Below are 24134 nucleotides of genomic sequence, written 5' to 3'. Positions count from 1 at the left end.
GGCGATCGGCGGTGAAGGGCCGATCGCCTCATCGGTTAGCGGTACTGATTGACCAGTTCCTGCATCATAGTGATATGCGCTTCATCATCGTTCAGCGCCGGAATATATTCAAACCGCGTGCCGCCCGCGTGCAGGAAGAATTCACGGTTCTGCTCGTTGATTTCTTCCAGCGTTTCCAGACAGTCTGACGAGAAGCCCGGGCTCATGACCTGTACGTGCTTCACGCCCTTAGCGGGCAGGCCCTGCATGGTTTCGTCGGTGTACGGCGTCAGCCAGGGCTCACGCCCAAAACGCGACTGGAAGGTCAGCATGGCTTCGCTGTCGCTCAGACCCATCGCGGTTTTCAATGCCTCAAAGGTGTCATGGCAGCGCAGTGGATAATCATCGCCCTCATTGGCAAAGCGCTGAGGGATGCCGTGGAACGACGCCAGCAGCAGGTCCGGTTTGCCGTGCTGCGCGAAGGAGCGCTCGACCGACGCCTTCAGCGCGGCGATGTAGGCAGGATGATCGGCATAGTCACGGATGAAATGCACCGTTGGCAGGCTGCGGTATCCGGCAAATACGCTGCTGAGGCCATCCCATACCGATGCCACGGTTGAGCAGGAGAACTGCGGATACAGCGGCAGGACGATCAGCCTGTTGACCCCCTGAGCCATCAGCTCATCGACGGCGCTTTTCAGGCTCGGATTGCCGTAGCTCATGCCCAGCGCAACCGGGATATCCAGCCTGGCCGCCAGCGCATCGCGCTGACGCTTGCTGAACACCAGCAGCGGTGAACCTTCATCGGTCCAGACTGAGGCATAGAGTTTTGCCACCCGCGGCGAGCGGATCGGCAGAATGCCAAGATTCAGAATGGGCCACCACAGCCAGCGCGGCGTATCCACCACGCGTTTATCACTGAGGAACTGCTTAAGATATCGTTTTACTGCAGGTGCGGTCGGCGCATCGGGTGTGCCTAAATTGACCAGCAGTACGCCTGGCTTATCTTGCCTCATTGTTATTCCTTTTGATGGCATCAGCGGAGATGAAAACGAGACTCATTCTAGCGGAAAATTGCGGGGGAAAAACCAATTGCTGTAAAAGGGGACCAGAATTATCCGGCCCCTTTCAGACTTAACCGAGGATTTTTGCCAGCTCAGCACTGACTTCGGCCACTTTACGCGTGCCGTCGATCTTGTTGTACGCCGTGTTGCCCGCTTCGGCTTCTTTGCTGTAGTAAGCAATCAGCGGTGCGGTCATCTGATGGTACTCAACCAAACGTTTACGTACGGTTTCTTCCTGGTCATCTTTACGCGTGGTCAGCTCTTCACCGGTCACGTCGTCTTTGCCTTCCACTTTCGGTGGATTGAAAGTCACGTGGTACACGCGGCCGGATGGCGCATGAACGCGACGACCGATAATACGCTCAACGATCAGTTCGTCAGGTACAGCGAACTCCAGCACGTTGTCAACTTTGATGCCCGCTTCCTTCATGGCATCAGCCTGAGGGATAGTGCGCGGGAAACCGTCCAGCAGGAAACCGTTACGGCAGTCTTCCTGAGCGATACGCTCTTTGACCAGCGCGATAACCAGTTCATCAGTCACCAGTTTACCAGCATCCATAATCTCTTTGGCTTTCAGACCTAACTCCGAACCGGCTTTTACAGCGGCGCGCAGCATGTCACCCGTGGAGATTTGCGGAATACCGTATTTCTCCATAATAAACTGAGCCTGAGTCCCCTTACCTGCACCCGGAGCCCCGAGCAGAATAATACGCATTGCGTAAATCCCCTTGCGAATTGCTTATATGATCACTTTATCCAAGTGCATGAACATAACATTATGGCCCGCTCATCACAAGGAACCGCGCGGCTATCCTGCATTCGCGTAGCGCTGTGGATTGGCCCTGCGACGTGCATAAACCGTCTGCGACACCACCGCCAGAATAATGATTGCCCCGCCAATAACTGCATGAATCGTAGGGATTTCATTCATAAACAGAAACATCCATAGCGGAGCCAGCGCCGTCTCAAGCAGGAGAAACAGCCCGGCATTGGCCGGAGAAACAAAACGGGTGGATAAAGTGATCAATCCCATTGCCAGCGGCATAATCAGCGCGCCTTCGGCAATCGACCAGCCGTACTGCGCGGGCGTGAGCATTTTCAGACTTTCGAGGAGGTCGTTGCCGGACCACAGTGCAATCACCACGGAAGCCAGTATCGCCCCCAGTGAAGGCAGCCCGGCCGTGCCGCCGGTGACGCGAGAGGTGAAAATAAAGGCCAGCGCCATGGAAACCGCCGTGCCCAGCGCGTAAAGGTTGGCGATCCCGCCGTGGCCCGCACTGTGGCCGGACATCACCACCGCCACGCCGAGGATGCCCGCCAGCGACGCCAGCATTACGCTGCGGTCAATGCTCATCTTAAACAGCAGGCGCGAAATCAGCGCCGAGATAAACGGCGTGGAAGAGATAATCACCAGTACCGTCGCCACGCTGCCGCGATTAAGCGCATTGACGAAGCAGGCCGAAGAGATGCAGAAAAACAGCGTCGACAGCGCGTTGTCCTGGGTCAGCCAGGGGGTTCCCAGCGTTGAGCGGCTCTGCCGCCACAGCAGCCAGACCAGCAAGCACATGCCCCACATAAAGATGCCGCGCAGCGCCACTATCAGCCACGAATTTTCAATGCCCATCATGCGGATAAACACGGAATCGGTACTGAGGATGATGCCCCCCAGAATGCCAATCAGGTTGCCATTCACCGGCAGTGCGTTTTTCATTTCCCCTCCCACAGGGCGCGTAGTTGTTGTATTGCGTCGTCCGTCTTTATGACCGGCTGACTGCCGTCACCGCGCGCCCAGCAGGAGAGGCGCAGCGTGCCGGTCTGTTCGAAATAGCTCGCTCCGGCGGCTTTCACCTGCTTTTTCAACGCCTCGCTGAGCGGCGGCACGCTGAAGCAGCTGAACGGGCCGCCCGCCGTACCGATTGAATCAAAATCCATACCGCCCACGTCCTTCAGGCTGATGGCGCCGACGCTGGCCATATTGAACGCCTGCCAGTCGGGGCGGCGGAGGTTGTCCAGCGCCTCGATCAGCGGCTTATCGGACGCGGTGGACTCCTCAAACAGCAGCAGTTCACTGCGCATCAGGGTGCTGAAGTCTTCCGGGCGCAGGGCAATAATCGCCAGCCCGATAGTCAGGGAAGCGTGCTTGTGCAGCGGCGCAACAAAGATTGAGCTGTCGGCAATCAGCTCACCGTGGCGGCAGGTGGCAAAGCTGTGGGAAGCGTCGACAACGCCTTTCCCCTTGCAGCCCTTGAGGCCGTTGACCTGGGCGGTGTAGGGATTGACGTGGGTGATAATCGGCACCGCACCCGGCCCGGTAAAATGGGTGTTCGGGAAGTTAAACAGCTCGCTGACCGGCTGGTAGTGGGAATGCCGGGCCAGGCACAGGGTGGTTTCCTGCTTGTGAAACAGATGGGACAGAATAACCAGCCCGACCCGCACCGACTGGACAAAAAACAGCTCGTATTTTTCCAGTCCATACACGCGGGTGAGTTCTTCGCGGAGTTCATCTCTCAGCATACGCGCTCGCTTATAAAACCGATCACCGTGGACCTGCTGTAACTCAAGGGAAAGTGAGGAGTTATCCATTAATTAATTAACTCCTGCTGGAAAAGAAGCGGCATCACGTTATCGCGAAAAATCGACCCCACGGCGATCTCACACGGCGGCTGCCGATAGTTCACCCAGGCGATCTCTTCGATTTCAGACCCCGCACGCGGCTGGCCGCTGATTTCAACGTGATAAACATGATTTTCAATGGCTGCCTGTTCAAACTCGGCCCGCCCGTGGAACAGGCCAAACGGGCGGAACGCTTTAACCTCCACCCCCAGCTCTTCCTCCAGTTCACGCTTCAGGCAGCTGAGGTGATCTTCCCCGGCCAGCGGCTTGCCGCCCGGAGAGATAAAAATATGGGTACCGCGTTTACGCGTCAGCAGCAGCGAGCGTTGATTGATGATTATGGCTGCGCATTTAACGATAACTTTCATGGCAAACTCCGCGCGGCGTAACCCTGCGGTTACGCCGCGATTAACGAATTAACTCAGGCAACGGCGCTGGCTTTCAGCACCGGCGTCAGCAGGGTTTCACCGGACAGGAAACGCACGATGTTCTGCGCCAGCGGCGCTTTTTCACGCAGATAGGCGAGGATCACCTCGTCCGAAGGGGTGGAGAAGCTGTCGGCGAAAATACTGATCCCTTCCAGCGACTTGGTGGAAATCCCCAGCTGCAGCAGGCGGTATTTCACGTCGTCCGCCGACTGGGCGAATTCATAGATGGGTGACTGATAGTTGATGTCGTACTGGGCCATCATCTCCACCAGGAATGCCTTCGCCACCTGACGCTGCTCCGGGAACTCCATCTGGTAGTGGGTGATACCATCGTTAATGGTGTTAATGCCGGTGCGGTGGCAGAAATCAACAAGATGGGCGTGAATAGCTAACTTTTCACCGAGAAGAACGAGGTTTTTTCGGTACTTAAGAATGTCACTTTCCAGGTTTTCGATGGCAATCGAGCGGAATGCCCCACTGATATCAGCAACGGTATGATCGACGACCAAATCCCCGAAGCGGTTTCTTAATTCATCAACGCGATGCGCTAAAATTCCACGATGCAGTGAACATCCGCTGTTTCCTGACCAGAGGTGCACAGGGATACCCTGTAACATCAGATAACACGCTGCCAGCGTACTATCGCGACCACCGGTAAACATTACGAGCTGTGGTTTTACGGAATACTGAGTTGTCATTTTCCTTTCCTTCACATAGCTGTTGTACGTAATCGTGGGCTGACAAGAAAAAATATCGCTGTATGTATCTGGAGTTAAACGAGAAAAAATCCTCACCGGGCCGTTGAGCGGCTGGCAACTCCGGGCTCAGAGTAGGTAAATTCGGCTGGACTTTAAAATGATATAAACAGACACTGGATGTGAGATTTTCTAACGGATGGGATCATGTCCGGACTACCTTCACTGCGCGCTCTGCGCTATTTTCATCAGGCGGCGCTGCATCAAAGCTTTAGCCTTGCTGCACAATCACTGCACGTAACGCATAGCGCGGTCAGCCATCAAATCAAACTGCTGGAAGAGTGGTTAGATAAGCCGTTGTTTCTGCGCGTCGGCGGTCGGGTACAGCTGACCTCGGACGGCGAACGGCTGAAGGTCTGCTGCATACAAACCTTCGGCGAAATTGAATCAACCTGCGAAAAGATCCGCGCACGTAATCTGCACAGCCTGACCATTTCCTGCGCCCCCAGCTTTCTTGCCCAGTGGCTGATCCCACGGATCAGCCGCTTTACCAGCCGCCACGCCGAGATCGCCCTGACCTTCCAGACCCATGTCGACATTGAGCGCGTTCGTAATGAACAATGCGACCTGCTGATCGTCAGCCACGAACAGCCGGTAGGCGACGACATCGCTGCCACGCTGATTACCGTCGACTATATTGGCCCGGTCTGTTCGCCGGAGTTCGCCAACCGTTTCACCTACGAAACCGATTTCGCCACCCTGCCGCTGCTGCATGCCGATACCAAGCTGCACGCCTGGGCTGAGTGGGCGAAAAAAACCGGGGCACGCGGTGATTTCTGGGCCGGACGGCACTTCGATAATCTGACGCTGGCAATCCAGGCGGCACGCAGCGGCATGGGCATTATCATGACGCCACAGATCCTGGTGAGAAAGGAGATTCAGGAGGGATCGCTGATTGCGCCGCTGGGCTTTGCCGAGGTGGATCGCGCCACCTGGATGATGGTGAAAGAAACCCGACGCGAGGAGCAGGAAATCGCCCTGTTCCGCCGCTGGCTGCTGGAAGAGGCCTCGGGTGGTGTCTGAGCAGACCGGGTTTTAGAGGCAAAAAAAAGGGGCCAGATTATCTGGCCCCTTATGCGTTGATACGCCCGATGGTTAGCCCAGCAGCAGCTGGTTCATACGGCGGATAAACTGGTTTGGATCGTCCAGCGATCCCTTCTCGGCCAGCAGCGCCTGATCCAGCAGCAGCTCGATCCACTCGGCGAAGCGCGCTTCGTCCTGCGTATCGGCAGCGCGTTTAACCAGCGCGTGATCCGGGTTCAGCTCAAACAGGTACTTCACGTCCGGCACGTCCTGGCCCGCAGCGGCAAACAGCTTGGCCATCTGGGTGCTCATTTCGTTGGCGTCGGTGGTCACGATGGCCGGGGTATCGGTCAGACGGTGAGTCAGACGCACCTCTTTCACGCGCTCGCCCAGCAGCGTTTTCACGCGCTCAACAAACGGTTCCAGCGCCTTCTCGGCTTCCTTCTGCTCTTCGGTCTCTTCGTCGGCCAGTTTGCTCAGTGCATCGTCGGCTTTGCTGACGGACTGGAACGGCTTGCCGTCGAACTCGGTCAGGTAGCTCATCATCCATTCGTCGATGCGATCGGAGAGCAGCAGCACTTCAATGCCTTTTTTACGGAACAGCTCAAGGTGCGGGCTGCTCTTCGCGGCGGCATAGCTGTCGGCAGTGATGAAGTAGATCTTCTCCTGACCTTCCACCATGCGGCTGATGTAGTCTTCCAGCGACACGGTCTGCGCCGGGCCTTCGCTGCTGGTTGAGGCAAAGCGCAGCAGTTTCGCGATGGTTTCGATGTTGGCGCTGTCTTCCGCCGGGCCTTCTTTCAGGGCCAGGCCGAACTGCTGCCAGAATTTCTGATACTTCTCTTCGTCATCCTTCGCCACTTTCTCCAGCATCTGCAGGGAGCGCTTAGTCAGCGCGCTGCGCAGGGTCTGCGTGATGCGGCTGTCCTGCAGGATCTCACGGGAGACGTTCAGCGGCAGATCGTTGGAGTCGATCAGCCCCTTCACAAAGCGCAGGTAGTTCGGCATAAACTGCTCGGCGTCATCCATGATGAAAACACGCTGCACGTACAGCTTCAGGCCGTGCTTGTGATCGCGGTTCCACATGTCCCACGGCGCCTGGGCCGGAATGTACAGCAGGCTGGTGTACTCCTGCTTACCTTCCACACGGTTGTGGCTCCAGGTCAGCGGGTCGGTGAAGTCGTGGGCAACGTGCTTGTAGAACTCTTTGTATTCGTCTTCGCTGATTTCAGACTTGCTGCGGGTCCACAGCGCCTGAGCCTTGTTGATTTTTTCCCAGCTGGTGGTGTCGTCTTCTTCGTTGTGGGATTCAATCTCAACCGGCAGGGCGATATGGTCAGAGTATTTGCTGATGATGCTGCGCACGCGCCACGCGTCCAGAAACTCGTCCTCACCTTCACGCAGGTGCAGGGTTATTTCGGTACCGCGATCCTCTTTGGTGATGTCCGCGATGGTGTATTCACCTTCGCCGGCGGACTCCCAGAATACGCCTTCATCGGCGGCGGCACCGGCAGCGCGGGTGCGAACGGAAACTTTATCCGCCACGATAAACGCCGAGTAGAAGCCCACGCCGAACTGGCCGATAAGCTGGCTGTCTTTCGCCTGATCGGAGCCTAAGGATTCCAGGAAGGATTTGGTGCCTGACTTGGCAATGGTGCCCAGGTTCTCAATGACTTCGTCACGACGCATACCAATGCCGTTGTCGCTCAGCGTCAGGGTACGGTTTTCCTTGTCGACAGAAACACGCACGCGCAGTTCGCCGTCACCCTCGTACAGATCGGGGGTGGAAAGTGCACGGAAGCGCAGCTTATCGGCGGCATCCGAGGCGTTGGAGATCAGTTCACGCAGGAAGATTTCTTTGTTTGAATAGAGTGAGTGGATCATCAGGTGCAGAAGCTGTTTCACCTCTGACTGGAAGCCACGCGTCTCTTGTCCTTTCATGGTCATTGCTACCTCAACTAAAACAGGTTGATGAACGTTGAGGGTAGAGATGGGGGAGAAGCGCAGGGTTTTCAAGGCGGCACGAAAATTCGTGCCGTTTGAATGGTCAGAATTTAATCTTGTGGCGCCCGGCCAGGGAATGGGACAGCGTGGTGCCGTCCACCATTTCCAGCTCGCCGCCGACCGGCACGCCGTGAGCGATGCGGCTGGCATCCACGCCATACTGTTCACACAGGCTGGCAATGTAGTTGGCGGTTGCCTCGCCCTCCACCGTCGGGTTGGTGGCGAGGATCACTTCCTGAATGGTTTCTTTTTCCAGCCGCTGTTCCAGACGATCGAGGCCGATATCTCCCGGCCCGATGCCGTCCAGCGGGGAAAGATGCCCCATCAGTACGAAGTAACGGCCGGAGAACTGCCCGGTCTGTTCGATAGCATGAATATCCGCCGGGCTTTCCACCACGCAGATCTGACCGTTCTGCTGGCGACGCGGGTTCGCGCAGATGGTGCAGATGTCCTGCTCGGTAAAGGTCCGACAGTCCGCACAGTGGCCAATTTCGGACATTGCGCGGGTCAACGCCTGCGCCAGGCGCATACCGCCACTGCGATCGCGCTGTAGCAGCTGAAAAGCCATGCGCTGGGCCGATTTAGGCCCAACGCCCGGCAGGCAGCGCAGCGACTCCATTAGTGCTTCAAGGAGCGGGCTGGTCTGCATCAGAACGGCATCTTGAAGCCGGGTGGCAGCTGCATACCAGAAGACACGGCGGCCATTTTCTCTTTCTGCGTTTCAGCAACGCGGCGGGCCGCATCGTTAAACGCCGCAGCAATCAGATCTTCCAGCATGTCTTTGTCGTCTTCCAGCAGGCTGGGATCCACTTCCACGCGACGGCAGTTATGCGCGCCGTTGATGGTGACCTTCACCAGGCCGGCACCGGATTCACCGGTAACTTCCATCGCGGCGATCTCTTCCTGAACCTGCGCCATTTTGTCCTGCATTTGCTGGGCCTGCTTCATCAGGTTACCCAATCCGGCTTTACCAAACATAAGTTCTCTCTCTTTCGCTCAGGCCACACCAACAAAACGGTGATGCGGCGGGTTACACAGGGCGGATACTCTCATCATCAACGTCGGCGTCAAAAAAGCGACGCAGCGTCTGAATATTATTATCCGCGATAATCGACTGGCGCGCCTGCGCCAGCTTTTCTTCATAAATTTTTTGCCGCCATTCCAGCGGCGTCAGCACCGCCGGATTATCATCTTCCACCACGGTTAATTCAATGGGATGACCGGCAGCGTTGTTCAGCGCCTCATTCAGCGCCTTCTGCGCCGACGGGGAATTCAGATGCCGCTGGCTGGAACGCAGATGCAGACAAACGCCACCGTCCGTCACCTCTTTCCACGCATTCAGCGCCAGCTGCTGCACCAGTCGCGGCATGGTCAGAGTGGCAATTTCTGCCGCCCACGCGTCGCGTTCCAGGGATTCCGCCGTCAGTTTGACGATCAGTTCCGGCGTTTTTTCATGCTCCAGCGCGCTGCGCAGCGCTTTCGGCGTTGCCACCGGTTCGGCTTTCACCTCTTCCTTTGGCGTCTGCGCCTTCCAGCGATACGCTTCCTCTTTTACCGGCGCGGCGGGTGCAGCATCCTGTCGCGGGCGCTTTTGCCCACGTTCGGTTGCGGCTGCCAGACGCTCCAGTGCAGAGCTGGCCGGCCGCGCACCCTGCGCCGCCGGCTCACTCTTTTTTGGTTTGGTTGCTCCCTGCTGGCGCATCAGTTGGGTGCGCGCCTGCAGCAGCTGGCTGGTGCTGTCGGGCAGCCCCTGAGGCGGCGGTGCCTCCGGGATGGTATGCGCGGCGGCCGGTGCGGACGGCGGCGTCAGCGGTGCCTGAGGTGCAGGCTGGGGCACGGCCTGGGCAACGATCGCCGGGCGGGCAGCCGGTTCGGCAATGACCGCTTTAGGATGAAAAGCCAGCGCGCGCAGCAGCGTCATCTCAACGCCCATGCGGCGATCCGGTGCCAGCGGCAGCTCTTTGCGCCCCATCAGCAGCGTCTGATAGTAAAGCTGGACGTCGGCGGGCGGCAGCACTCTGGCCAGTTCACGCAGCCGTTGTTCAATCATAGCCATATCTTCGCCCAGCGCCGAGGGCAGCAGTTGAACCATGGCGATGCGGTGCAGCAACGTGAGCATTTCAACCAGCAGCGCTTCCCACTCCACGCCGCGCGAGGCCGCCTGGTTAAGCAGCGCCATGACCTGAGCCCCGTCCGCATTGACCAGCGCCTCAATCAGCGCCAGCGGCTGCTCGTCGTCCAGCGTGCCGAGCATATCGTTGACCGTCACCGTAGTGACCGCCCCCTGCCCCATGGCGATAGCCTGATCGGTCAGACTGAGGGCGTCGCGCATACTGCCATCGGCGGCGCGCGCCAGCAGCTGTAGCGCCCGCGTTTCAGCGGAAATCTGTTCAACCTGGAGAATGTGTTCCAGCTGACCGCGGATCTGATCCTGGTCCAGGGCTTTCAGATGAAACTGCAGGCAGCGCGACAGGATGGTCACCGGCAGCTTCTGCGGATCGGTCGTCGCTAACAGGAATTTGACGTGCTCGGGCGGCTCTTCCAGCGTTTTCAACAGCGCATTAAAGCTGTGCCGCGAGAGCATGTGGACTTCATCAATCAGATAGACTTTGAAGCGCCCGCGCGCCGGGGCGTACTGCACGTTATCCAGCAGGTCGCGGGTGTCTTCGACTTTGGTGCGCGAAGCAGCATCGATCTCAATCAGATCAACAAAGCGCCCCTGCTCGATCTCTCGGCAGTTATCACACTGGCCGCAGGGCGTGGCGGTGATGCCGGTTTCGCAGTTTAGCCCTTTGGCTAACAGACGGGCAATCGTGGTCTTCCCGACGCCGCGGGTGCCGGAAAACAGATAAGCGTGATGGATACGGCCCAGCGAAAGACCGTTAGCCAGCGCGGTCAGGACATGCTCCTGCCCAACGACTTCAGTAAACGCTTGTGGACGCCACTTACGGGCCAGTACCTGATAGCTCATTCTGACTTCATCATTGTTCTGAATAAAAGAAGATACTATAACAGAATCCTCTCCCGCCCGTCGCGGTTCCTGTCGGATTGTTCCCCATGCGGCGCGTACTCACAGAACCTGATGAAATCCTCAGCGGGGGAGCCGATGTTTTTTTAAGCGAACCCCTTCAGGCAGTTTATTTACGCTTTAATGATAAAAAACTCACAGAGTTAACTTCCCGACTGAAATTAAATAAAGAAAACCGCACCTGGCCTTCTGTTAAAAAAGCCCCAGCAAGATGTAATTTTATTGAAAATAGCCAAAAACAAGGGAATCAAAAAAATAAAATACAGTCAGTTATCAACAGAGTCGGCCTGGCAAACGCAACCGCCACTTACTGACACGATTTTATTTTATTGTGTTCCCCTTATTTCAATACAGGTTCCTGACAGAAACCCGATGAAAAAGAATTTTCCTGGATTGCTTTTATTAAGTAGCCTGGCTGCCTACGGCGCGGATGACTTTAAGGTAAATAATATTACCTTTGGTGGCCTGCAGCGGGTTACGCCCGGTGCCGCCTTGCTGAATATGCCGGTACGAACCGGTGATACGGTTTCCGCGCAGGATCTCAGCGAGACGGTACGCGCCCTTTTTGCCAGCGGTAACTTTGAGGATGTGCAGGTACTTCGCGACGGCACCACGTTAATCGTGCAGGTAAAAGAACGCCCCACCATCGCCAGCATCACCTTCTCCGGCAATAAGGCGATTAAGGATGACATGCTGACGCAGAACCTGGAGGCATCCGGGGTGCGCGTGGGGGAAGCGCTGGATCGCACAACGATAACCTCCATCGAAAAAGGGCTGGAGGATTTTTATTTCAGCGTGGGGAAATACAGCGCCAGCGTTAAGGCGGTCGTTACGCCGCTGCCGCGCAACCGCGTCGATTTAAAGCTGGTCTTCACTGAAGGTGTTTCCGCAAAAATTCAGCAAATTAACCTGATCGGTAACCGGGCATTCAGCACTGACGAACTGCTTTCCCACTTCCAGCTGCGCGATGAGGTGCCCTGGTGGAATCTGGTCGGCGATCGAAAATATCAGAAGCAAAAGCTGGCGGGCGACATCGAAACGCTGCGCAGCTTCTACCTCGATCGCGGCTACGCCCGTTTCTCCGTCGACTCCACGCAAATCAGCATGACCCCGGACAAGAAGGGATTATTCATTACCGTTAACCTTACCGAAGGCGATCGCTATACCCTGTCGTCAGCGGCTGTCAGCGGTAATCTTGCCGGGTATTCCGCGCAGATCGAGGAACTGGCCCGCATCCAGCCGGGTGAAACCTACAGCGCGGCCCGGGTGACGCGCATCGAGAATGATATCAAGACGCTGCTGGGACGCTACGGCTACGCCTGGCCACGCGTGCAGACTCAGCCGGAGATCGATGACGCGGCGAAAACCGTCAGGCTGCGAATTAACGTCGATGCCGGTAATCGCTTTACCGTGCGCCATATTATTTTTAGCGGTAATGATACCTCGCGTGATGCGGTACTGCGGCGGGAAATGCGCCAGATGGAAGGCGCCTGGCTGGGCAGCGATCGGGTGGAACAGGGTAAAGAGCGGCTTAACCGGCTGGGCTATTTTGAAAGCGTGGAAACCGAAACGCAGCGCATCCCGGGCAGCAGCGACCAGGTTGACGTGGTGTATAAAGTGAAGGAGCGAAATACCGGTACCCTGAACTTCGGCATCGGCTACGGCACCGACAGCGGCATCAGCTTCCAGGTCGGCGTGACGCAGGATAACTGGCTGGGCACCGGCAACAGCGTCAGCTTCAGCGGCACCAAAAACGACTATCAGACCTATGTTGAAGTCTCCGCCACCGACCCTTACTTCACCGTGGACGGCGTCAGCCTCGGCGGCAAGTTTTTCTATAACGATTACAGCGCTGAAGATAACTCGCTGGCGGAATATAATCTGAAAAGCTTCGGCTTCGGCAGCAATCTTGGCCTGCCGGTCAGCGAACACAGCATGATGAACCTGGGGCTGGACTATGTTTATAACAGTCTGACCGATATGGAGCCGCAGCTGGCCACCTGGCGCTATCTGGCTTCGCGCGGCATCGACCCGGCGGTCGTCACCAAAGATGGTGACAGCGATTCTGATTTTGTGGCCAACGATGTGTTTGCCAGCATCGGCTGGAGCTACAACTCGCTGGACCGGGGCTTCTTCCCGACCTCCGGCGTCAGCGCCAGCTTTACCAGCAAAATCACCCTGCCAGGCTCCAGCAACAGCTACTTTAAAAACACCCTGAATGCCAGCGCCTACCTGCCGCTGAGCGACAGCCACAGCTGGGTGCTGCTGACCCGCACCAGGCTGGGTTATGCGGGCGGTCTGGGCGGCAGCGACGTGCCCTTCTATGACAATTTCTATGCCGGCGGCTCCAGCTCCGTGCGCGGATTCTCGTCTAATACCATCGGTCCGAAAGCGGCGTATTACCGCTGCAACGGCAGCGAGAGCAGCTACGGCGCGTGCCCGGTGGAAAAATCAACCGACGCCGTGGGGGGCGATGCCATGGCCATCGTCAGCGCCGAGCTAATCCTGCCAACGCCGTTTATCGGCGATCGCTATGCCAGCGCGTTGCGGACCTCATTGTTCGTTGATGCCGGAACGGTGTGGGATACCCAGTGGCAAAACACTGAACAAACCAAAGCCGCAGGAATTGAGGATTACGGCGATCCGTCTAAGGTTCGCGTCTCCTCCGGCCTGGCCGTTCAGTGGCAGTCGCCGCTGGGCCCGCTGGTGTTCTCATATGCCCTGCCGCTGAAGAAGTACGACGGTGATAAATCGGAACAGTTCCAGTTTAATATTGGAAAAACATGGTGATTAGCGATATTTAAATCGTAGAAAATTACAAAAACATTACCCGATCATATTTATATTTGACAGATTCATTACCCATCGGAGTGTTATTATGACGGCGTGAACGGGTTCTGAGCAAACCCCTCACCCTCGTTGTTATAAAATAAAAAAAGGTCACCTTCGCCGGCGGCCTTTATTTTTACTTAAAATAAGTTCAATAAAGCCACCACCACATTAAAAAACAAAAAAAAACGCGTAGAATATGCATGATAACGCCAGATATTGGGGAGGCAGTTTCTCACTCATGGATAGAGTCAAATTTTAAGAATCTGGTTCCACTAAATGTCAAAAGGAAATTGACTGTGCCCTACCCCTCGATCCTCAATCCCGCTCTGCTCCCGGTACCGCATTATGCACTGGGGCTGAGTGCTGTCTGCCGTTCAGCCCTGCCGGCTCCTGCCGCTGGCCATTACTTAACTACATGAGAACACCGAATGAAAATACTTTGCGCGGTACTGAGCGTTCTACTGATCGTTGCTCTGGGCTATATCTTTTATCAGCATCCCGAAGCGCAGGGAAAAATAGCCCTGTTGAACGTGGAGCGAATTATTGCTGAATCGGCACCGGGAAAAGCCGGACGTGAGCATCTGAGTATTATCGATCGGCGCTTCCAGAAAGGGATGGACGATTTGCACAGGAGCTACCAGAACGCGCCGTTAGAAGAACAGCAGCGGGTGTTCAGTAACGCAGAGGAAACGCTGGTCAGGCAGTTCAGTGTGGAAGAGCGCGGGGTGAGCGATGCGCTGAAAAAGATCGTCTACGAAGAGGCTGAAAAGTGGCGTAAAGAACATAATATCGGCGTGATCTTCCCGGCTCAACTGGCCCTGGTCAGCAGCGATAAGCAGGCAGACTGTACCGATGAGGTGCTGGCTGCGGTGGATCAACGCCAGATTACTTTTGCCGAATTACCGGTGCTGCAGATCAACCAGCCTTCGATGATGGCCCCTCTCTCGGGCCTCCTCCCGGGCAAGGCTGAAGATGCCAAAGCATTCAAAGCGCCGATGGATACAGGAACCCAGACGGAGAAATCGAAGGCACCGCAGTCCACAGGAGCAGACACACCGCCCGATGCGGCAGCGGCGAATTAACGAATTAATGAGTTAACGGAGTCGGTGGCGAGAATGTCGCCGGTAACGGTTTAAATCAGAAGGATGGCGGTGGGCCAGCGACGGCGGCCCACCGGACAGCATTAGTGACCCGGGAAGTTCACCAGGCTGTATACGTTCAGCCCCAGCGCTTTGAGGCGCGATTCGCCCGTCAGGTCAAACAGATTGATAATAAACGCGGCGTCTTTAACGATGCCGCCCGCGCGATGGATCAGCTTAACGGTCGCTTCAATCGTCCCACCGGTGGCCAGCAGATCGTCCACCACCAGCACCACGTCACCCGGCTGAATGGCATCACAGTGCAGTTCTAAGCTGTCGGTGCCGTATTCCAGCTCGTAGCTTTCAGAGAAGGTCTGACGCGGCAGTTTGCCCGGCTTACGCACGGGAATAAAACCAACGCCCAGCCCCAGCGCAACCGGTGCGCCAAACAGGAAGCCACGCGCTTCAGTACCCACGACCTTCGTGATACCCGCGTTACGGTAGCGTTCAACTAACAGCTCAATGCTCAGCGCATACGCTTTCGGGTCTTCCAGCAGGCTGGTGACATCACGAAACAGGATGCCCGGTTTAGGATAATCCGGGATGCTTTTGATACTGTTTTTAAGAAAATCTAGCTGCTGCGCAGTCGCGGTCATAATGTTATGCCTGGTAAATACAAATCTGACTCGCGCAGCTTCCATTCCCCAGGCCGTGGATCGGTCGGGTGAAATTCAAACGTGAAAGGGAAGCCGCGCACGAAAACGACCAAATCTATGCAAACCGTCCAACAATTGCAACCGTGTTTGAGAAAATCAGCGATTTTCTTGCTCTTCCTCAACCACCGGAAGCCGGGCCATAAACACCAACAGACAGCACAGGATCGCCAGTAACATCAGGCGAACCCAGAGAATTTTCACCATCCACAGTGAAAATGCGAAGGTCAGCAGGATAAAAACAATCGCCCGGCTCTTGGCACCGGGCGGCATCGCACGATGCTGCTGCCAGTGCCGCAGATAGCGACCGAATATCGAGCGATAGAGCAGCCAGTGATGGAAACGCGGTGACGAACGCGCAAAACACCAGGCCGCTAACAGCAGGAAAGGCGTGGTCGGCAGCAGCGGCAGGACCGCTCCCAGGGTTGCCAGCACCATCGCCAGCCAGCCGAGAATCAATAAAAGAACACGTTGCATGGCGTACCCGTCAAAATATGTCATAAACAGGTTATCATATCGCGATCGCGGCCACGGAGATGAAAATGAAAAGTGCAGGTTTACTGCAGCAGCTGGATACGCAGCTGGCACAGTTAGCACGCGCCGTGGAGCCACACGCCAACCAGCGTTCGGCAAAGGCGCGTTTTGACCACCAGCTGTTTCACGGCCATTCCACCCGGCTGGGGGATTATTTGCTGGAAATACAGCAGACAATGATGCAGTTAAAGCAGAGCGTGCGGGACAATCGCGCCGAGCGCGTTGCGTGGATGGCCGAGCGCGTGGTGTTACAGATGGGGGCGCTACAGCGCGAACTGGCCACCCAGACGCTGCGCAGCCGTGAGGCCGAACCGGTGGTAGAAAAGGAAAATCTGTATGAGAAGCTTTCTCAGCATCAGGACTTTGAGCGCCGCCTGCGTGCGATGATTGCCGACCGCGAAAGCCTGCTGGCGACTCGGGAAACCCTCGCACAGCAGCAGCAGCTTCAGCGCGAACTGGCCGCACTGGAAGGCCGCCTGCAGCGGTGTCTGCAGGCGCTGAAACGCATTGAACGCAGTATTGAAAACCGCGAGCGGGATCGCTAGTCGCCACGGCAAACTATACTCAGTGATCACTCTGACTGGAGAAGTAATATGGGGCTTCTTTCCTGGATAATCATCGGCTTACTGGTGGGTGTTATTGTTCGACGCTATTTCCCGGGCCGTCCCGGCGGGCGGGCTGCAACGCTGGTTCTGACCATCATCGGCGCGCTGATTGGTGGCTACATCAGCAACTATTTTGGCTACGGCACCCTTGCTCAGTTCGATATGCGGTCCGTTGCGTTTGCGCTGGCGGGTGGACTGGTGATGGCCGTGGTCATTAAAATTTTACGTATCTGAAAGGAGAAGTTATGTCGCTGGAAAATGCCCCTCAGGAGGTCAAACTGGCTGTGGATTTGATCATGCTGCTGGAGGAGAACCAGCTCGATCCGGAAACGGTACTGGCCGCGCTGGCTATTGTTCAGCGGGACTATGAGCGGAAAGTTGCCGAAAAAGTCTAACGGGTGGCATCGCGCAGGGTTGGGCAGTACATCAGCATATCAACCAGCGTGTCGACCAGCTGCGGTGCATCGTCGGAGAGGCTAAAGCTCTCGGGCATAAACAGCCAGTTTTCGATAATTCCGCTGATATAGCCACGGATGATGATGGCCGCACGCGGGGTGTTCAGATTTTCCGGCAGCTGTTTTGCCACGATGCACTGTTTTAAAACATCCTCTATCTTTTCATAACACTCGAGATAGAGATTTTGCTGCATCAGCTGCAGCGTTGCCATTTCACCAACAAATTCACATTTGTGATAAATAATTTCCATCAATGCCCGTCTTCTTGGATCACTGGTTGTCGCGTCAAAGACATACAGTATCATTGCACGCATAACAGACAGTGGATCCGCAGGGTATTTTGATTGATACTCAAGTTCCAGATCCGCCATAACGGAATCGGACTGTGCCCAGATCTCGTTTAGCAAATCGGTTTTATTTTTAAAATGCCAGTAGATTGCCCCCCGGGTCACGCCAGCGGCAGCGGCAATATCAGCCAGCGACGTTTTGGAAACGCCGACCTCTGAAAAGCGTTCGATCGCTGCAGTGATAATGTGATTGCGCGTTTCCTGCGCCTGCTGTTTGGTATTTCGTGCCATAGTGGGGTTTTTACAAAATGGTAGATTTACATACATTTCCGAATGTATGTACCATAGCACGACCATAATTTAAACGCAGCAATGGGTTTATGGGTTTGTGATCCATTGAACAATCGATACCGGACATTCGAGGTTTATTTATGAACAAAAACAGAGGGCTAACGCCTCTGGCGGCCGTTCTGATGCTTTCAGGCAGCCTGGTACTGGCAGGATGTGATAACAAAGAGCAACAACAGGCTGGGCAACAACAGGCTCCTGAAGTGGGCATCGTTACGCTGAAAAGCGCTCCGCTTAAAATTACCACCGACCTGCCGGGTCGTACCTCATCTTTCCGTATCGCAGAAGTTCGCCCGCAGGTTTCTGGCATTATTCTGAAGCGCAATTTTGTTGAAGGTAGCGACATCAAGGCGGGTGAATCCCTCTATCAGATTGACCCGGCGACCTACAAAGCCGCCTGGGACAGCGCGAAGGGCGATCTTGCTCAGGCACAGGCTAATGCACAAATCGCCAGCCTGACCGTGAAACGCTATAAGCCTCTGCTGGGTACCAAGTACATCAGTCAGCAGGACTATGATCAGGCGGTAGCGACGCAAAGCCAGACCGCAGCGGCAGTTCAGGCCGCGCAGGCCGCGGTAGAAAGCGCACGTATTAATCTGGCTTACACCAAAGTCACCTCACCTATCAGCGGCCGTATTGGTAAATCTTCCGTTACCGAAGGTGCACTGGTGACCAGTGGCCAGACAAACGCTCTGGCTACCGTTCAGCAGCTGGACCCGATTTATGTCGATGTCACTCAGTCCAGCGAAGACTTTATCCGTCTGCGTAATGAACTGAATGCCGGTACGCTGCAGCAGGCGAACGGTAAGGCTGAAGTTAAGCTGTTAATGCAGAATGGTAGCGAGTACGCGCAGAAGGGTACATTAGAATTCTCTGATGTCACCGTCGATGAAACCACCGGTTCTATCACGCTGCGCGCCGTGTTCCCTAATCAGGATCACAGCCTGCTGCCGGGCATGTTCGTGCGTGCACGTCTGGATGAAGGCACCAACCCGAATGCGCTGCTGGTTCCACAGCAGGGCGTGACCCGTACCCCAACCGGCCAGGCTACCGCCATGGTGGTAGGTGCAGACAATAAGGTTGAGGTCCGTAATCTGACCGCAGATCAGGCAATTGGCGACAAGTGGCTGGTGACCGGTGGGCTGAAAGAAGGTGACAAAGTTATTATCACCGGGCTGCAGCGTGTCAGACCAGGTGCGGCCGTAACGCCACAGGAAGTTAGCGAAGACAGCTCCAAAGCAGCAGCACAGCCTCAGGCGCAGTCTGAACAAAGCAAGTCTTAACAGGAGCCACTGATTCATGGCTAAGTTTTTTATCGATCGCCCGATTTTCGCCTGGGTTATCGCCATCATTATTATGCTGGCGGGCGTACTGTCGATCCTGAAACTGCCGATTGAGCAATATCCTAACGTTGCGCCAACGGCAATCGAGATCTCAGCGACCTATCCTGGTGCGGATGCGAAAACCTTGCAGGACTCGGTCACGCAGGTTATCGAACAAAATATGAACGGCATTGATGGCCTGATGTATATGGGCTCAAGCAGTGACTCAACGGGGACGTTGCAGCTGACGCTGACCTTTGAGTCCGGCACCAATGCCGATATTGCTCAGGTTCAGGTTCAGAACAAGCTGCAGCTGGCAATGCCACTGCTGCCACAGGAAGTTCAGCAGCAGGGTATTCGCGTTCAGAAATCCTCCAGCAGCTTCCTGATGGTCGCCGGCTTCATCAATGATGACGGCACCATGACGCAGAACGACATCTCCGACTACATCGGGTCTAACGTTAAAGACCCGATCAGTCGTGTGGCTGGCGTGGGCGATACGCAGCTGTTCGGTGCGCAGTATGCTATGCGCGTCTGGATGGACCCGCACAAGCTCAACAACTACCAGTTGACGCCGGTGGATGTGATCAGCGCCATCAATACTCAGAACGCCCAGGTGGCGGCAGGTCAGCTTGGCGGTTCACCGCCGGTGAAGGGGCAGCAGCTTAACGCCTCCATCATTGCGCAGACCCGTCTGACCTCGGCGGAAGAGTTCGGCAAAATCTTGCTGAAGGTGAATACCGATGGTTCGCAGGTTCGTCTGAAGGATGTTGCGCAGATCGAACTGGGTGGTGAGAACTACGAGATCATCGCCCGCTTCAACGGCAAACCGGCTTCTGGTCTGGGGATTAAGCTGGCGACCGGTGCTAACGCCCTGGACACCGCTTCCGCCGTTAAAGCGGAACTGAGCAAGCTTGAGCCGTTCTTCCCTTCCGGCCTGAAAGTGGTTTATCCGTATGACACCACGCCGTTCGTTAAAATCTCTATTAACGAAGTGGTAAAAACGCTGGTTGAAGCGATCGTGCTGGTCTTCCTGGTAATGTATCTGTTCCTGCAGAACTTCCGCGCCACGCTGATCCCAACGATCGCCGTACCGGTCGTCTTGCTGGGAACCTTTGCCATTATCAGCGCCTTTGGCTATTCGATAAACACCCTGACGATGTTCGGTATGGTGTTGGCGATAGGCCTGTTGGTTGATGACGCCATCGTCGTGGTCGAGAACGTTGAGCGCGTGATGGCCGAAGAAGGCCTGCCTCCGAAGGAAGCCACGCGGAAATCGATGGACCAGATTCAGGGAGCCCTGGTGGGTATCGCCCTGGTTCTGTCCGCGGTATTTATTCCTATGGCCTTCTTCGGCGGGTCTACGGGGGTTATCTACCGCCAGTTCTCGATTACTATCGTTTCTGCGATGGTGCTGTCGGTGATTGTGGCCCTGATCCTGACCCCGGCGCTGTGTGCCACCATGCTGAAGCCGATTGCTAAAGGCGATCACGGTAAAACAACCGGCTTCTTTGGCTGGTTCAACCGCCTGTTCGACAAGAGCACTCAGCACTATACCGACAGCGTCGGTCATATCGTTCGCAGCACCGGCCGCTACCTGGTGATTTACCTGCTGATCGTTGTGGGCATGGCCTTCCTGTTCCTGCGCCTGCCAACCTCCTTCCTGCCGGAAGAAGATCAGGGCGTGTTGCTGACCATGGCTCAGCTGCCTGCCGGTGCAACGCAGGAGCGTACGCAGAAGGTGCTGGACCAGGTGACCGACTACTACCTGACCAAAGAAAAGGCCAACGTAAACTCCGTGTTTACCGTTAACGGCTTTGGTTTTGCAGGGCGTGGGCAGAACACCGGTATCGCGTTCGTCAGCCTCAAGGACTGGGATGAACGTTCCAGTTCGGAAAACAAAGTTCCGGCGATTGCCGCCAGGGCGATGGGAGCATTGTCATCCATTAAAGATGCTATGGTCATCCCATTCAACCTGCCAGCCATTGTTGAGCTGGGTACCGCAACGGGCTTTGACTTCCAGCTGACCGATAAAGCCGGCCTGGGTCATGAGAAATTGACCGAAGCCCGTAATCAGCTGCTGGGCATGATTGGACAGCACGCAGATACGCTGGTGGGTGTACGTCCTAACGGGCTGGAAGATACGCCACAGTACAAACTGACTATCGACCAGGAAAAAGCGCGCGCGATGGGGGTATCACTCTCTGATATCAACACCACGCTGGCCGCAACCTGGGGCGGTTCCTACGTTAATGACTTCATTGACCGCGGCCGCGTGAAGAAAGTCTACGTGATGGGTGAAGCACCTTACCGTATGTTACCTAGCGACATTGGTAACTGGTATGTTCGTGCCAGCAGCGGTGAGATGGTGCCATTCAGTACCTTCACATCGGGCCAGTGGATCTACGGTTCACCGCGCCTGGAACGCTACAACGGCCTGCCGTCTATGGAGCTGTTGGGCCAACCGGCACCGGGCAAAAGTTCGGGTGAAGCCATGAACCTGATGGAAGAACTGGCTGGAAAACTACCGACCGGTATTGGCTACGAGTGGACCGGTATGTCCTATCAGGAACGTCTGTCAGGAAACCAGGCCCCTGCTCTGTATGCCATCTCGCTGATTGTGGTCTTCCTCTGTCTGGCGGCACTGTATGAGAGCTGGTCGATTCCGTTCTCGGTGATGCTGGTTGTTCCGCTGGGTGTGGTCGGTGCACTGATCTTCACCACCCTGCGTGGGCTGAGTAATGACGTTTACTTTGTGGTGGGGCTGCTAACCACCATAGGGCTATCGGCGAAGAACGCCATCCTGATCGTTGAGTTCGCCAAGGACCTGATGGAGAAGGAAGGTAAAGGCCTTGTTGAGTCGACTCTGGAAGCGGTACGTATGCGTTTACGTCCAATTCTGATGACGTCACTGGCCTTTATCCTCGGCGTACTGCCGCTGGCCATCAGCTCCGGTGCCGGTTCCGGCGCGCAAAACGCCGTAGGTACTGGCGTAATGGGCGGCATGGTTACCGCAACCGTTCTGGCTATCTTCTTCGTTCCGGTGTTCTTCGTGGTGGTTCGTCGCCGCTTCAGTAAGAACAAAGAGGAACTGGAACACAGTCATCCGGTTGAGCACCATAAATAACCGACATCCGTCGAAAACGATTAAGAGGCCGCCCTGTGCGGCCTCTTTTTTTTGCGGTTGCAATTTCAAAAGCGTCGGCGCATACTATTGTTATAGTATAACATAACAAATGGAGTAACCGATGAAACAGGGTATTCATCCTGCTTACCGTCAGGTGGTGTTCCATGACACCACGGCCGATGCTTACTTTGTGGTAGGGTCCACCATCAAAACCGACCGTACCATCGAGCATGATGGCAAAGTAATGCCTTATGTGACGCTGGATGTGTCTTCAGCTTCTCACGTTTACTACACCGGCAAACAGAAAGACTTCGCTAAAGAAGGCAGCGCAGCGCGCTTCAGCCAGCGCTTTGGCGGCATTCTCAACGTCATGAAAAAATAAGGGGTCCCGATGCAGGTATTAAGCTCGCTGGCTTCGGCCAAAAAACGCCACAAGGATTGCAAAGTGGTGCGCCGTCATGGACGGGTATTCGTTATTTGTAAGAGCAACCCCCGCTTTAAAGCGGTGCAGGGTAGAAAGAAAAAGCGCTAAGTTAAAATGAACTTAACGTGCCGGGCGGATCGTTTTTTGATTCGCCCTTTTTATGTGATTTTTATTTTCAGCCATAATTAATTGCGCCGAAAAATAATAACTTCCCTTCAAAAACATTTATTTAACCTTTGCCTCACCGTTGATCCCACGTCTGTTTAACGTGCGTTTATGCGCATTTTTTGTCAAAGAATTCACCATAAAAACAGTAAGTTATACAAAGCACCTCATCGCAATGTTGCTGTATCACGTTGATAGCGACGACATTTGATGATTGCTGCTGTGTAGTGGCACAGATTAGATGAAAGCCCTGTCATTCAAAATGTTACGCATCATAATTAAATAGGGATATCAAAAATGAAACGTTCAACATTAGCATTAGCCTTGTCATGCGTCATGTTTTCCGCTGCCAGCATGGCATCGACCCCCATTCAACTTTCCTCCTTCAATAATTTGCCTGATGATAATGAGGTAAACGGTTTCCACGGCAGCTTCCTTTACAGTAATTCAGGAACGGTGAACGGGTTTGACCTGCCGATCCTCGGATACGGTGAACTTGACCAGCTTAACGGCTTGCAGATCGGCGCCCTTGCCGGCTCGCATATTCGCAACGGTATGAATGGTGTGGCTATCGGCTTGTTTAACTGGCATGGCGGTACGGATAACGGCGTCAACATCGGTCTGGGAAACCAGGTGGGCGATCTGAGCGGCGTTAACGTCGGTCTGTACAGTGCGGCAAAAAGCGTTACGGGGGCGAACATTGGTGTCGTGACCCAAACGGGGAGTATGAAAGGGCTGAACATCGGCCTGCTGGGAAACTATACGGCGGAAAACAGAGATGGCATAAACGTCGCGCCATTCAACTGGACTCAGCGTGACAGTACCGGTATTAACATCACCGCACTGAACCATACCGGTAACGCGGTCGGGGTAAACGTGGGAGCCCTGGGAAACTGGAGTGAAGGTAATATTGAGGGGCTTAACCTGGGCCTGGTCAACGTCTCAGGCAACATAACCGGTTTGAACCTGTCGCCACTCTATAGCCTGTCTCAGGATACCGTGGGCGCTAACCTGGCGGCGCTCAACATGACGCATAACGTGCAGGGTGCCAACATCGGTGTGGTCAACCTGACAAACGATGTGCAGGGGGGCAACATCGGCGTGGTTAACGTGGCGCACAACGTGAATGGTTTCAACTTTGGTGCCGTTAACGCCTCAACGGGCTTTACCAATGCGGACATTGGTGCCTTCAACTATTCCGACAGCACCTCTTTCCAGATTGGTCTGGTTAACGCCACCAAACATCTTGAGGGGCTGCAGATTGGGGTAATCAATATTGCCACCAATGCTACCGTCCCGGTACTGCCGCTGGTCAACTACCATCGTACATTCTGATCGGTCGGATGAAC

25 protein-coding genes and 1 other annotated feature are annotated in these 24134 nt (G+C 55.4%); of the genes, 12 read left to right on the top strand and 13 right to left on the bottom strand.

All coding sequences use genetic code 11. The annotated features are described in order from the left end of the window. Positions 1–35: 35 nt before the first annotated feature. The 6 genes from hemH to PGH32_RS01025 all read right to left on the bottom strand — a co-directional run bounded on the left by hemH (position 36) and on the right by PGH32_RS01025 (position 4782). On the bottom strand, positions 36–995 hold the full coding sequence (gene hemH / locus PGH32_RS01050) for a ferrochelatase (RefSeq protein ID WP_337892952.1): 960 nt from the start codon (positions 993–995) through the stop codon (positions 36–38). Positions 996–1113: 118 nt separating this feature from the next. Further along, the gene (gene adk / locus PGH32_RS01045) at positions 1114–1758 is read right to left on the bottom strand and encodes an adenylate kinase (protein ID WP_314418541.1); all 645 of its coding nucleotides are present in this window, start codon (positions 1756–1758) and stop codon (positions 1114–1116) included. 93 nt (positions 1759–1851) lie between these two features. Next, positions 1852–2754: a DMT family transporter gene (locus tag PGH32_RS01040; RefSeq protein ID WP_314418542.1), complete on the bottom strand. Its 903-nt coding sequence runs from the start codon at positions 2752–2754 to the stop codon at positions 1852–1854. Beyond that, positions 2751–3626, bottom strand: coding sequence for a DUF6024 family protein (locus PGH32_RS01035; RefSeq protein WP_337892951.1), 876 nt, complete (start codon positions 3624–3626; stop codon positions 2751–2753). Before PGH32_RS01035 ends, PGH32_RS01040 begins: the two co-directional genes overlap by 4 nt. Continuing rightward, a complete protein-coding gene (locus tag PGH32_RS01030) occupies positions 3626–4024 on the bottom strand; it encodes an NUDIX hydrolase (protein ID WP_314418546.1) in 399 nt (132 codons plus the stop codon). Before PGH32_RS01030 ends, PGH32_RS01035 begins: the two co-directional genes overlap by 1 nt. A gap of 53 nt (positions 4025–4077) precedes the next feature. After that, positions 4078–4782: a hypothetical protein gene (locus PGH32_RS01025; RefSeq protein ID WP_314418548.1), complete on the bottom strand. Its 705-nt coding sequence runs from the start codon at positions 4780–4782 to the stop codon at positions 4078–4080. Between the two features lie 204 nt (positions 4783–4986). Here PGH32_RS01025 and PGH32_RS01020 point away from each other — a divergent pair, with 204 nt between their 5' ends. After that, entirely contained in the window at positions 4987–5862 is an 876-nt protein-coding gene (locus PGH32_RS01020) for a LysR substrate-binding domain-containing protein (protein WP_337892950.1), read from the top strand. 72 nt (positions 5863–5934) lie between these two features. On the opposite strand, the gene htpG is transcribed toward PGH32_RS01020, so the two are convergent. From htpG to dnaX, 4 genes are all read right to left on the bottom strand, one after another. Then, complete coding sequence (gene htpG, locus PGH32_RS01015; RefSeq protein ID WP_314418551.1) at positions 5935–7803, bottom strand: molecular chaperone HtpG; 1869 nt, start codon at positions 7801–7803, stop codon at positions 5935–5937. 106 nt (positions 7804–7909) lie between these two features. Further along, positions 7910–8515 carry a recombination mediator RecR gene (gene recR, locus PGH32_RS01010; RefSeq protein ID WP_314418553.1) on the bottom strand — a complete coding sequence of 202 codons (606 nt, stop codon included), beginning with the start codon at positions 8513–8515 and terminating at the stop codon, positions 7910–7912. Next, positions 8515–8844: a YbaB/EbfC family nucleoid-associated protein gene (locus PGH32_RS01005; protein WP_314418555.1), complete on the bottom strand. Its 330-nt coding sequence runs from the start codon at positions 8842–8844 to the stop codon at positions 8515–8517. The genes recR and PGH32_RS01005 overlap by 1 nt, the downstream gene beginning before the upstream one ends. Before the next feature lie 52 nt (positions 8845–8896). Then, positions 8897–10837, bottom strand: a complete 1941-nt coding sequence (dnaX, locus tag PGH32_RS01000) for a DNA polymerase III subunit gamma/tau (RefSeq protein WP_337892949.1) — start codon at positions 10835–10837, stop codon at positions 8897–8899. Further along, positions 9500–9561: a sequence feature (DnaX frameshifting element), on the bottom strand. Its footprint overlaps the gene before it by 62 nt. 86 nt (positions 10838–10923) lie before the next feature. Here dnaX and PGH32_RS00995 point away from each other — a divergent pair. The 3 genes from PGH32_RS00995 (at position 10924) to PGH32_RS00985 (ending at position 14808) form a co-directional block, all read left to right on the top strand. Further along, entirely contained in the window at positions 10924–11208 is a 285-nt protein-coding gene (locus PGH32_RS00995; RefSeq protein WP_337892948.1) for a hypothetical protein, read from the top strand. A gap of 58 nt (positions 11209–11266) precedes the next feature. Further along, positions 11267–13684 carry an outer membrane protein assembly factor BamA gene (bamA, locus tag PGH32_RS00990; protein WP_337892947.1) on the top strand — a complete coding sequence of 806 codons (2418 nt, stop codon included), beginning with the start codon at positions 11267–11269 and terminating at the stop codon, positions 13682–13684. A gap of 470 nt (positions 13685–14154) precedes the next feature. Continuing rightward, complete coding sequence (locus PGH32_RS00985) at positions 14155–14808, top strand: hypothetical protein (RefSeq protein ID WP_337892946.1); 654 nt, start codon at positions 14155–14157, stop codon at positions 14806–14808. Between the two features lie 101 nt (positions 14809–14909). Here PGH32_RS00985 and apt read toward each other — a convergent pair whose 3' ends face one another. Both apt and PGH32_RS00975 read right to left on the bottom strand, forming a co-directional pair. Further along, a complete protein-coding gene (gene apt, locus PGH32_RS00980; RefSeq protein ID WP_314418564.1) occupies positions 14910–15461 on the bottom strand; it encodes an adenine phosphoribosyltransferase in 552 nt (183 codons plus the stop codon). Between the two features lie 156 nt (positions 15462–15617). Then, a complete protein-coding gene (locus PGH32_RS00975) occupies positions 15618–15995 on the bottom strand; it encodes a DUF454 family protein (RefSeq protein ID WP_337892945.1) in 378 nt (125 codons plus the stop codon). A 65-nt stretch (positions 15996–16060) separates the two neighbouring features. Between PGH32_RS00975 and priC the strand changes: the two genes are divergently transcribed. From priC to rsmS, 3 genes are read left to right on the top strand one after another with little or no spacing between them, the layout of a single operon-like run. Beyond that, positions 16061–16597 (top strand): primosomal replication protein, encoded by a 537-nt coding sequence (gene priC, locus PGH32_RS00970; RefSeq protein WP_337892944.1) that lies wholly within the window; start codon positions 16061–16063, stop codon positions 16595–16597. Positions 16598–16645: 48 nt separating this feature from the next. Beyond that, positions 16646–16891, top strand: a complete 246-nt coding sequence (locus PGH32_RS00965) for a GlsB/YeaQ/YmgE family stress response membrane protein (protein ID WP_337892943.1) — start codon at positions 16646–16648, stop codon at positions 16889–16891. 11 nt (positions 16892–16902) lie between these two features. Then, complete coding sequence (rsmS, locus tag PGH32_RS00960) at positions 16903–17052, top strand: pleiotropic regulatory protein RsmS (RefSeq protein ID WP_314418571.1); 150 nt, start codon at positions 16903–16905, stop codon at positions 17050–17052. On the opposite strand, the gene acrR is transcribed toward rsmS, so the two are convergent. Then, the gene (gene acrR / locus PGH32_RS00955; protein ID WP_314418889.1) at positions 17049–17690 is read right to left on the bottom strand and encodes a multidrug efflux transporter transcriptional repressor AcrR; all 642 of its coding nucleotides are present in this window, start codon (positions 17688–17690) and stop codon (positions 17049–17051) included. The two genes, rsmS and acrR, sit on opposite strands and share 4 nt — an antisense overlap. 140 nt (positions 17691–17830) lie before the next feature. On the opposite strand from acrR, the gene PGH32_RS00950 reads away from it, so the two are divergent. The 5 genes from PGH32_RS00950 to PGH32_RS00930 all read left to right on the top strand — a co-directional run bounded on the left by PGH32_RS00950 (position 17831) and on the right by PGH32_RS00930 (position 24120). Continuing rightward, positions 17831–19030: an efflux RND transporter periplasmic adaptor subunit gene (locus PGH32_RS00950; RefSeq protein ID WP_314418573.1), complete on the top strand. Its 1200-nt coding sequence runs from the start codon at positions 17831–17833 to the stop codon at positions 19028–19030. A 16-nt stretch (positions 19031–19046) separates the two neighbouring features. After that, positions 19047–22196: a multidrug efflux RND transporter permease subunit AcrB gene (gene acrB, locus PGH32_RS00945; protein ID WP_314418574.1), complete on the top strand. Its 3150-nt coding sequence runs from the start codon at positions 19047–19049 to the stop codon at positions 22194–22196. A 121-nt stretch (positions 22197–22317) separates the two neighbouring features. Continuing rightward, positions 22318–22578, top strand: a complete 261-nt coding sequence (locus tag PGH32_RS00940; protein WP_105590823.1) for a type B 50S ribosomal protein L31 — start codon at positions 22318–22320, stop codon at positions 22576–22578. A 9-nt stretch (positions 22579–22587) separates the two neighbouring features. Continuing rightward, positions 22588–22728, top strand: a complete 141-nt coding sequence (ykgO, locus tag PGH32_RS00935; RefSeq protein ID WP_123335743.1) for a type B 50S ribosomal protein L36 — start codon at positions 22588–22590, stop codon at positions 22726–22728. A gap of 411 nt (positions 22729–23139) precedes the next feature. Continuing rightward, positions 23140–24120: an LA_2272 family surface repeat-containing protein gene (locus PGH32_RS00930; protein ID WP_314418576.1), complete on the top strand. Its 981-nt coding sequence runs from the start codon at positions 23140–23142 to the stop codon at positions 24118–24120. The last annotated feature ends 14 nt before the right edge of the window (positions 24121–24134 follow it).

Source organism: Erwinia sp. SLM-02, assembly GCF_037450285.1.
GTDB lineage: Bacteria > Pseudomonadota > Gammaproteobacteria > Enterobacterales > Enterobacteriaceae > Erwinia.
This window is presented reverse-complemented; position numbering and strand designations above follow the sequence as displayed.